Genomic DNA, 8,974 nt, shown 5'->3' on the forward strand with positions numbered 1-8,974 from the left:
CCGCGAAGCCCGCCGCCGAGGCGGACGCCGAACCCCACCCCATCCCCCGCCAGGAGACGGCGGCCGACCGCGCCGACGAGCCCGGCCCGGATCAGCCCGCGCACGGTGGCGAACTCGGCGTCACCGTCTCGACGCTGCCGACGGCGCTGTTCGCCGAGCAGTACGAGGCGAAGTTCCGCCGCACCCGCGACCGCATCGACCGGCTCCGCACCCAGCTCCACGACCACAACTGACCCGACGAGCAGCGGCGGCGACGCCTCGGTACCGACACCGAGCCGTCGCCGCCGCTTCTTCGTGCGCGCCACTCCGGGAGACTGCCGACCGGAGCAGGACCCTGCGGCCGAACGCGCCCCCGCGCGGCCGCCCCGGATGCCTCCGAGCGGGACCCACCGCGCCGGGTTGTTAGGTTCGGCGCCTACCGCGCCCAGCCGCGAACCCGAACGGTGGAGAACCCAGTGTCGAGTCCCGCAACGCACCCCACGCTGTACCTGGTCGCCACGACCGGGAACCCGAACTACGGCGACGAGCTGATCGCCGCGACCTGGCTGAAGTACCTGGCCAGAGTCGCCCCCGACAGCGAGGTGTGGCTCGACTGCCCCAACCCCGGCCCCAGCGAGGTGCTGCTCGGCCACCTGCACCCGCACGTCCGGTTCACCGACACGCTGTGGCGGCTGTGCTGGTCGGCGCCCTCCGACGAGCCGTGGGAGGTGGCGTCGTTCGTGCAGCACGCCATGATCAACCCGGGGTTGGCGCCGCACTGGCTGGCCGGGATCGAGCTCGCCGCGCGCGCCGACCTGGTGCACATCATCGGCGGCGGGTTCATCAACTCGATCTGGCCGCGGCACTACGGGCTGCTGGCGGGCGCGGTCGCCGCGGTGCGCCGCTCCGGCGGGCGGGCCGTGATGACCGGGCAGGGCCTGTGGCCGACGCCGGAGGAGGCGCGCCCGCTGGTGCGCAACCTCGCCTCGCAGTTCGAGCTGATCGACGTGCGCGACGAGCCGTCGGCCGAGCTGCTCGACTCCGCGGGCCAGCTCACCGCCACCGGCGACGACATGTTCTTCGGCATCGCCCCGGAGCTGTACCGCACCGACGACCTGCGGGACGTGATGATCTGCCTGCAGTCGGACCTGCTGGACGTCACGGTGCCCGCGCTGGCCGGGTTCCTGCTCGACACGCTGCGCGCCTGGGACGTGCGGCCCGAGCAGGTCGGCGTCATCGAAGGCATCCCGCGGGTGGACCGCGAGGTGTTCGCCCTCGTCGAGCACGACCTGCCCGGCGCCCGCTTCTACCCGTTCTCCGAGATCATGGACCACGGGCTGCCCGCCGCCGCCGGCCAGCGCTGGCTGTCGACCCGGTTCCACATGCACCTGATGGCCGCGGCCGCCGGGGCGCACGGCGTCGCCGTGTCGATCAACTCCGGGTACTACACGAACAAGCACCGGTCGCTGATCCAGCGCGGCTCCGGCTGGGGCCTCAGCGAGGGCCTCCAGGTGCCGCCGCAGCCGCGGGAAGGCGGCTACGAGCGGTCGACGCTGGACGCGCTGCAGGAGGCCAAGTCGAAGCTCGCCTGGTCCATCTACGGGGACTGAGCCGCCGGGCCGGGCGGCGGCGCGCTCAGGCCGCCGCCTGCCCGGTCTCGCAGGTGCCCTCGGCTCGGGGCCGCAGCACGTGGATGTCCGCGGACGATTTTTCAGGCTCCGTTTCCGCCTGGGCGGACTCGGCGTCCGCCCGGCGGTCGGCGATGTAGAAGGGGGCTGCGGCCAGCACCGGCACCAGCATCCCCGCCAGCATGATCAGAATTGAAGTCCCCGTACTCAAGGCCACCGAACCCCGCGCGGTGGGAGGCGGACCTCCCACGACCGAACACGCCGAACGAACGTGTCGTGAGCCTCATCGTCGTGGCTGAGGGTGTTCGTTAACACCGCTCGAAAGTGCTCCTGATCACGCTTCCCGCGAGCGCCCGCACCGCGGCTGACCACCCGCGTCACCGCCCCCGCCGCGCCGCAGGGCACGTCGCGGAGGGTGATCGGGTCCGGGTATTCGCCGCAGCGCGGAAACCGTGCCGCCGCAACGACTTCTCACGCCGGGAGCCACTGCGCCGTCGGCCACCGCTCCAGGCGCCACGCGCCGTCCCAGAACATCCACTCGTACTCGGTGGCACGCGCGAACGCGGCCAGCATCCGCTCCCGCACCGGCTCGTCGGCGGCCGCGGCCGCCCGGTCGGTGAGCTCGCGGGCCGCCAGCACCGCTTCGGCGAACTCCTCGTCGGCGTAGGTCTCGATCCACCGCCGGTACGGGTGCGCCGACACGTCGCCGACGGCGGCGAGGATCTCACTGCCCACGTGCTGGTACACCCAGAAGCACGGCAGCACCGCCGCCAGCAGCACCGGGTAGGGGTCGACCAGCGCGCTCGCCCGCAGGAACGAGGTGTAGGCGGTGCACGACGGCGAGGTCGCCACCCCCGCCAGGTCGTCCGCGGAGAGCCCGAACTCCTCGACGTAGCCCGCGTGCAACCGGCGCTCCTCCACCAGCGCGCCCCGCGCGGCCCCCGCGAGGAACGCCGCGTCCGCCGGATCCTCGGACCGGGTCGCGGCCGCCGACAGCGCCTGCGCGAACGCGATCAGGTAGCGGGCGTCCTGCACGAAATAGAACGCGAACCGCTCCCGGTCGAGGGTGCCGTCGGTGAGCGCCGCGTTGAACGGGTGCGCCACCACGGCCCGCTGCAGCTCGGCGGTGCGTTCCCAGGCGCGGGCGCAGAAACCGCCCGCGGGCGGATCGGGCAACCTGCTCATGACCTTCGTCCTTCCGATCTCACCACCAGCGGTGGAAGTGGTGCACGGGCCCGTGCCCGCGGCCCACGTCGAGGCGCTCCGCGGCCCGCAGCGCCCCGGTCAGGTAGTCCTTGCCGTCCCGCACGGCGGTCGCCCAGTCGGGCCTGCGGGGACGCAGCGCCGCGATCGCCGCGGACAGCGTGCAGCCGGTGCCGTGGTCGTTCGCGGTGTCGATCCGCTCGCTGCGCAGCCACCGCACCTCGCCGTCGCCGCGGAACAGGTCGGCGCTGGCGGGTTCCGCGCGCAGGTGCCCGCCCTTGAGCAGCACCTGCTTCGCGCCCAGGTCGGCGAGCCGCTGCGCCTGCGCGGCCATCTCGGCCAAGCCGGTGATCTCCGGCTCGCCCAGCAGGTCCGCCGCTTCCGGCAGGTTCGGGGTGATCAGGTCGACGCGCGGCAGCAGCTCGTCGCGCAGCACCGCGACCGCTTCGTCGGCGAGCAGCCGGTGGCCGCTCTTCGCGACCATCACCGGGTCCAGCACCACGTGCGGCGGGGCGTAGCGGTCCAGCACGGCGACGACCGCGCGGATCACCTCGGCGTTCGCCAGCATCCCGATCTTCACCGCGTCCACCCGGACGTCGTCGAGCAGCGTCGTGAGCTGGGCGGTGACGAACTCCGGCGGTACCTCGCGGACCTCGGCGACACCGGTGGTGGTCTGCGCGACCAGCGCGGTCACCGCGGACATGCCGTAGGCGCCGTTCGCGGAGAAGGCCTTCAGGTCCGCTTGGATGCCGGCTCCGCCGCTGGGATCGGTCCCCGCGATCGAGAGCACGTTCGGGACCCGGTCGGATCCGGGCAGGGCAGCACGAGTGGTCACGTCGGTGACGTCCCTCCGCTAGCACGAACTAGGTCAGGTTCGACGGGTCTGCTCTCAGCCCGGCCGTCCGGGCACCCCGCGTCACTGGCCCCAACCTAGCAACGGGCGTCAAGCTGCGGACTCACTCGACGAGGCCGATGATCGCGCCCGCGGTGAACCGCTCCCCCGCCCTGCCCTGCCGCCACAGCGTTCCGCTCGCCGGGGCGCGCACCGTGCGCGGGGCGCCGTCGGTCACCACCTCGGTCACCGGGGCTCCGCTGCGCACCCGGGCGCCGTCGGGGACCAGCCAGCGGGCGAGGGAACCGGGCTCCCGCGGATCGTCGTGCGGACGCGGGAAGTGCAGGTCCGTCACGGGGTGCGCCTCCGGGTTCCGCTCGCTCGACGCGCCCAGCATGGGCGGTGATCCTTCTCACCACAAGCGGGTTCCGCGCCCGGCGCCCTGGTTCGGGCGGCCCAGCACCGGGTCAGCGGCGAGTCGAGACCGCTCCGCCGAACAGCCGCTCTCACACGATCGGAGCAGCGCAGCCGCCGGTCGCCCCCGCCACGCGAATGCAACGTGCGCGCTGATCGTTCCGTCTAGAGTTCGAGATCCGGCCAGTGGACCGAAGCCGGACGAACTGCGCGCCCGCGGGTCGTCCTGACAGGTATGGGGGTGGGACGGCAATGTTCCCCGATCAAGAGCACGTGTGGTGGATCGTCGGAGCGGGCAAGCGGGTCCGGCACGCGATCACGGTGCGCCCGGGCGCCAGACCGGCCGGTGATCCGGTGCAGACCCTGTGCGATGCGACGATCAAGCTCCCGCACGAGACGTGGCCCGCCACCAAGGAACCGTCGAGCCGCCGCATCACGGAGCGTTGCGCGGAGTGCGAGCAGGCGGTCGACGAACAGCTCGCGCGTGACGGCGATCTCGTGGTCACCACCTGGGACGCCTAGGGCGAGGGAAGTCACACCGCTCAGGGCTGATCGCCTAGTGAGGCGACCCTGCGTGGCGGATTAAAGTTGACGCAATGGACACCACTGCCGACGCCCCCCAGACCGCCCGTTCCCGCCGCTCCGCCCGGCCGGATCCGGCGGAGGTATGGGCTCCGCTGGCCGGTCTCGCCGACGCCGCAGCGCAGGGCGGGACGTCCGGAGCCGTCGCCATCACCCGCGGGTTCGACCGCAACAGCAGGCTGCGCGCCAAGGCGCTGCGCGACCTGCTGGAGGAGCGCGGGGTGGCGGCCATCGAGATCACCCCGGCCGTGGGCAGCGAGCGGCTGCTCGCGGACAGCGAGATCACGTCGGTGGTGAACCTGATCGGCGCCGGTTCCTGGCAGCCGTACCGGCTGGCCGCGAAGCTGCGCGCCCCGCTGCTGGCGGTGCGCGGCGACGAGGAGGCCGGGCAGGACTCGCGGGACGTCATCGGCGTCACCGCCGCCGAGGACCGGCGCGACGTCGCCCTCTCGCACGTGGCGGTGCGCCCGGAGACCGAGGGCCAGGGCAGCCTGATCGTCACCGCCGACGGCGAGCCGATCTCGGTGCCCGGCGGTTCCGCGGTGGTCACCCTGCGGGAGCAGCGGCTGGAGGTCCGGCTCGCGGGCCCGGACTTCGCCGAGCAGACCTTCGCCGCCACCGAAGTGCGGGTGGAGACGGCTGACGCGCCGCACCGCCTGGTGCGCGACGAGCTGCCCATCGCCGACTTCGAGGGCGCGCTGACGTTCACCGCCGAGCCGGGCGCGCTGACGGTCCGCCCGGTCTGACCTGCTGCTTCCTCGCGCGGCCCCGGCGTCCGGGGCCGCGGGGAAGCGGTGTCACAGCACCCGGTTCAGCAGCGCGACCAACGCCGCCAGCACCACGCCGACCAGCGCCAGCGCGAGCGGGGCGAGCGTGCCGGGGAACAGCGCGTTGGCGATCGTCCAGCCGAGCACGAACAGCGCCACCAGGCCCAGCAGCCCGATCATCGAGGTCATCAGCGGCCGGTGCCGCGGCAGCGCCCGCAGGTTCCCGCGGGCGACCGGCGTCATCCGCTGGAACGTGATCCACACCGGTAGCGCCACGAGCGCCACGACGAGCACGCCGAACAGCGAGTCGGCCCGGCTCGGCTCGTGCCCGAGGCCGAGCAGCAGGCCCAGCACGCCGACCGCGAGGACCAGCAGCACGCGGTGCAGGGTGCGCCACAGCATCCCGTCGTATCCAGCCATGATCGCAGTCTCCCAGCAGCGCTCACCCGGTGGTGGAACCCCGCGGGCACGGGCCGGTGGAATTCCAAGATTAATCAGGCGAACACCCGTCACGTCCGTGATCCTGAGTCGTCTTACCAGTGGAGGACGCACCGGACGAGCGTTCCCCTAGGGAGGGAGGCCACGTGGCTGACGACGAGCAGTGGCAGGTGAGCTGCCGCGATGTGGCGGGCAGGCGGCGGAACATGGCGGTGTACGTGAACCAGGGCAACGTCGTGGTCGTCGCTCCGCCCGGGGAGACGGCGGTGCTGGCACCATTGGAGGCGGGTCGCCTGCGGGCCGCGATCCGGGAGGCCGTGGTGGCCGCGGCGGCACCGGAACACACCATTTCGGACCGGTGAACCCTTCCCCCGCGTCGCCCCCCGAGGCATTATCTACCGATGAGTAGCTAAATCGGAGGAGACGCGTGGCGATGTGGCGACGGCCGGCGGGACGGACACGAGGCGAAGCGGCGAAGGCGGCCGTCCAGGCCGGGGCGGACCGGCTGGCCCCGACGCTGCAGACGCTGTGGCTGCTGATCAGGCAGGGCGTCGTCCGCCCGATGCGCCCGGACAAGCTGCTGCGCATCGTCTTCGCCTGGCGGCGCTGGGGCGTCACCCCCGCGCTCGGCTACGCCGTCGCCGCGATCCGGCATCCCGACCGGCCCGCCGTGATCGACGAGCGCGGCGCGCTGAGCTTCCTCGAACTGGAGCAGCGCACCACCCGCCTCGCCCGCGGGCTGCGCGCCCGCGGCATCCGGGACACCAGCCGGGTCGCGGTGCTGTGCCGCAACCACCACGGGCTCGTCGAGACCATCGTGGCCTGCGGCAAGATCGGCTCCGACGTGGTGCTGCTCAACACCGGCCTGCGCCCGCACCAGATGCGCACCGTGCTCGACGAGCAGCGGGCCGACCTGCTGATCGCCGACGTCGAATTCGTCGAGGCGCTGCCCGACCTGGAACTGGACGTGGTGCTCGCCTGGACCGAGGGCACCACTCGCAAGGCCACCCTGGAGCACCTCATCGGCAGCTCCGCCACCGGCACCCTCCCGCGCCGTCCCCGGCACGCGCGGGTCATCGTGCTCACCTCCGGCACCACCGGCACGCCGAAGGGCGCCCGCAGGCCCGCGCCGCCCGGGGTCGGGCCCGCCGCCACGATCATGTCGCGGATGCCGCTGCGCGCCGGTGAGCGGATCATGCTGGCGGCGCCGATCTTCCACACCTGGGGGCTCGCCGCGTTCCAGCTCGGCTCGGCCATCGGCGCCACCCTCGTGCTGCGCCGCAAGTTCGAACCGCAGCAGGCGCTCGCCGCCGTGCAGCGGCACCGCGCCACCGCGCTGTTCGTGGTTCCGGTGATGCTGCAGCGCATCCTGGACCTGCCGCGGGAGGCGATCGAGCCCTACGACACCTCCTCGCTGCGGATCGTGGCCGCCAGCGGTTCGGCGCTGCCCGCCGACCTCGCCACCCGGTTCCAGCGGGTGTTCGGCGAGGTCCTCTACAACTTCTACGGCTCCACCGAAGCGTCCTGGGTGAGCATCGCCACCCCGCGCGAACTCGCCGAAGCGCCCGGCACAGCGGGCCGCCCGCCGCGCGGCACCAGCGTGAAGATCCTCGACGAGCGGGGCGCGCAGGTGCCCGACGGCGAGACCGGGCGGATCTTCGTGCGCAACGACATGCTCTTCGAGGGCTACACCGGCGGCGGCGGCAAGGAGGTCCGGGACGGCATGCTCGCCACCGGTGACCTGGGCCGCATCGACGAGGCCGGCCGGCTGCAGGTGGTGGGGCGCGAGGACGACATGATCGTCTCGGGCGGCGAGAACGTGTACCCGAAGGAGACCGAGGACGCGATCGCCACCCTGCCGGAGGTCTCCGAGGTCGCCGTGATCGGCGTGGACGACGCCGAGTTCGGCCAGCGCCTCGCCGCGTACGTGGTGCTCGTCGACGGCGCCGAGCTGGACGCCGAGGCCGTGCGGGAACGGGTCCGGCCCGCGCTGCCCGGTTTCGCGCTGCCCCGCGACGTCGTCTTCCTGCCGGAACTGCCGCGCAACGCCACCGGCAAGGTCGTGCCCGCGCGGCTGCGCGAGGGTTCCGCCGATACCGAACGGTGATCTCCGCGGCGCCGGTGCGATCCCGGCGCCCGGTCGCACCGCGTTAGGCTCGGTGAGGTGAACGACCGTCTAGTGTGGATCGACTGTGAAATGACCGGTCTCGACCTGGGTTCGGACGCCCTGATCGAGATCGCCGCCCTGGTCACCGATGCCGACCTCAACATCCTCGGCGAGGGCGTGGACATCGTGATCCACGCCCCGGACGAGGCGCTGTCGGCGATGCCCGACGTGGTGCGGGAGATGCACGAGCGTTCCGGGCTGACCGAGGAGGTGCGGCGCTCCGCGGTCACCACGGCCGAGGCCGAACAACGCGTCCTGGACTACATCCGCGAGCACGTGCCGGACACCGTCTCGGCACCGCTGGCGGGCAACTCCATCGCCACCGACCGCGGGTTCATCGCCCGCGACATGCCCGCGCTGGACGCGCACCTGCACTACCGCATGGTGGACGTGTCCTCCATCAAGGAGCTGTGCAGGCGCTGGTTCCCGCGGATCTACTACGCGCAGCCGGAGAAGGGCCTCACACACCGCGCGCTCGCCGACGTGCGGGAGTCCATCAGGGAACTCGCGTACTACCGCCGGACGGCGTTCGTCGCCGAGCCGGGACCGACCACCGAGCAGGCCCAGGCCGTCGCCGCGGACCTGCTGGACGGGCGCGGCCCCGCGGGCACCGGCCGCAGCCCCGACCAGCGGTGATGCGCGGCCGGGAGCCCGGTCGCAGCCCGCTCCGCAGCGCACGCTAGGATATTCGTGTTGCTCCGGAAAGCCGGGAACACCGGCTGGCCGGAAGCTGCGGTGGGTGTAGCTCAGTAGGTAGAGCACTGGGTTGTGGTCCCAGGAGTCGCGGGTTCGAATCCCGTCACTCACCCCGCGGGAAAAGGGCCCCCGCCGGGGGGGGGGGGGGGGGGGGGGGGGGGGGGGGGGGGGGCCCCGGGGGGGCCCCCCCCCCCCCCCCCCCCCCCCCCCCCACTCTTTTTTTTTTTTTTTTTTTTTTTTTTTTGGGCTTTTCGCAAACCCCTTCGCC

Annotated in this window: 11 protein-coding genes, 1 tRNA gene, 1 pseudogene and 1 riboswitch; of the genes and pseudogenes, 8 read left to right on the top strand and 5 right to left on the bottom strand. The window is 72.8% G+C overall.

Features of this window, described 5'->3' with window-relative positions; all coding sequences use genetic code 11:
• Positions 1–233: pseudogene (locus tag LCD35_RS19915) on the top strand (hypothetical protein); the annotation flags it as partial.
• Between the two features lie 222 nt (positions 234–455).
• Entirely contained in the window at positions 456–1,589 is a 1,134-nt protein-coding gene (locus LCD35_RS19920) for a polysaccharide pyruvyl transferase family protein (RefSeq protein ID WP_224962701.1), read from the top strand.
• Between the two features lie 25 nt (positions 1,590–1,614).
• On the opposite strand, the gene LCD35_RS19925 is transcribed toward LCD35_RS19920, so the two are convergent.
• From LCD35_RS19925 to LCD35_RS19940, 4 genes are all read right to left on the bottom strand, one after another.
• Entirely contained in the window at positions 1,615–1,791 is a 177-nt protein-coding gene (locus LCD35_RS19925) for a hypothetical protein (RefSeq protein ID WP_224967184.1), read from the bottom strand.
• Between the two features lie 287 nt (positions 1,792–2,078).
• The gene (locus LCD35_RS19930; protein ID WP_224962706.1) at positions 2,079–2,792 is read right to left on the bottom strand and encodes a TenA family protein; all 714 of its coding nucleotides are present in this window, start codon (positions 2,790–2,792) and stop codon (positions 2,079–2,081) included.
• Between the two features lie 19 nt (positions 2,793–2,811).
• Positions 2,812–3,645 (bottom strand): bifunctional hydroxymethylpyrimidine kinase/phosphomethylpyrimidine kinase, encoded by an 834-nt coding sequence (gene thiD, locus LCD35_RS19935; protein ID WP_224962708.1) that lies wholly within the window; start codon positions 3,643–3,645, stop codon positions 2,812–2,814.
• Positions 3,639–3,734, bottom strand: a riboswitch (TPP riboswitch). Its footprint overlaps the gene before it by 7 nt.
• 32 nt (positions 3,735–3,766) lie before the next feature.
• A complete protein-coding gene (locus LCD35_RS19940) occupies positions 3,767–4,039 on the bottom strand; it encodes a hypothetical protein (RefSeq protein WP_224962710.1) in 273 nt (90 codons plus the stop codon).
• 269 nt (positions 4,040–4,308) lie between these two features.
• Between LCD35_RS19940 and LCD35_RS19945 the strand changes: the two genes are divergently transcribed.
• Positions 4,309–4,578 carry a hypothetical protein gene (locus tag LCD35_RS19945; RefSeq protein ID WP_224962712.1) on the top strand — a complete coding sequence of 90 codons (270 nt, stop codon included), beginning with the start codon at positions 4,309–4,311 and terminating at the stop codon, positions 4,576–4,578.
• 74 nt (positions 4,579–4,652) lie between these two features.
• Positions 4,653–5,384 (top strand): hypothetical protein, encoded by a 732-nt coding sequence (locus LCD35_RS19950; protein WP_224962714.1) that lies wholly within the window; start codon positions 4,653–4,655, stop codon positions 5,382–5,384.
• Between the two features lie 51 nt (positions 5,385–5,435).
• Here the strand turns inward: LCD35_RS19950 and LCD35_RS19955 are convergent, their stop codons facing one another.
• A complete protein-coding gene (locus LCD35_RS19955) occupies positions 5,436–5,825 on the bottom strand; it encodes a hypothetical protein (protein WP_225044630.1) in 390 nt (129 codons plus the stop codon).
• Between the two features lie 164 nt (positions 5,826–5,989).
• Here LCD35_RS19955 and LCD35_RS19960 point away from each other — a divergent pair, with 164 nt between their 5' ends.
• From LCD35_RS19960 to LCD35_RS19975, 4 genes are all read left to right on the top strand, one after another.
• Positions 5,990–6,205 carry a hypothetical protein gene (locus LCD35_RS19960; protein WP_225044631.1) on the top strand — a complete coding sequence of 72 codons (216 nt, stop codon included), beginning with the start codon at positions 5,990–5,992 and terminating at the stop codon, positions 6,203–6,205.
• Positions 6,206–6,276: 71 nt separating this feature from the next.
• The gene (locus LCD35_RS19965; protein ID WP_224962720.1) at positions 6,277–7,950 is read left to right on the top strand and encodes an AMP-binding protein; all 1,674 of its coding nucleotides are present in this window, start codon (positions 6,277–6,279) and stop codon (positions 7,948–7,950) included.
• Positions 7,951–8,007: 57 nt separating this feature from the next.
• On the top strand, positions 8,008–8,646 hold the full coding sequence (gene orn / locus LCD35_RS19970; RefSeq protein ID WP_225044632.1) for an oligoribonuclease: 639 nt from the start codon (positions 8,008–8,010) through the stop codon (positions 8,644–8,646).
• A gap of 99 nt (positions 8,647–8,745) precedes the next feature.
• Positions 8,746–8,818: transfer RNA gene (locus LCD35_RS19975), tRNA-His, on the top strand.
• Positions 8,819–8,974: the final 156 nt, after the last annotated feature.

Source organism: Saccharopolyspora sp. 6V (assembly GCF_020176785.1).
GTDB classification, from domain to species: domain Bacteria; phylum Actinomycetota; class Actinomycetes; order Mycobacteriales; family Pseudonocardiaceae; genus Saccharopolyspora_C; species Saccharopolyspora_C gregorii.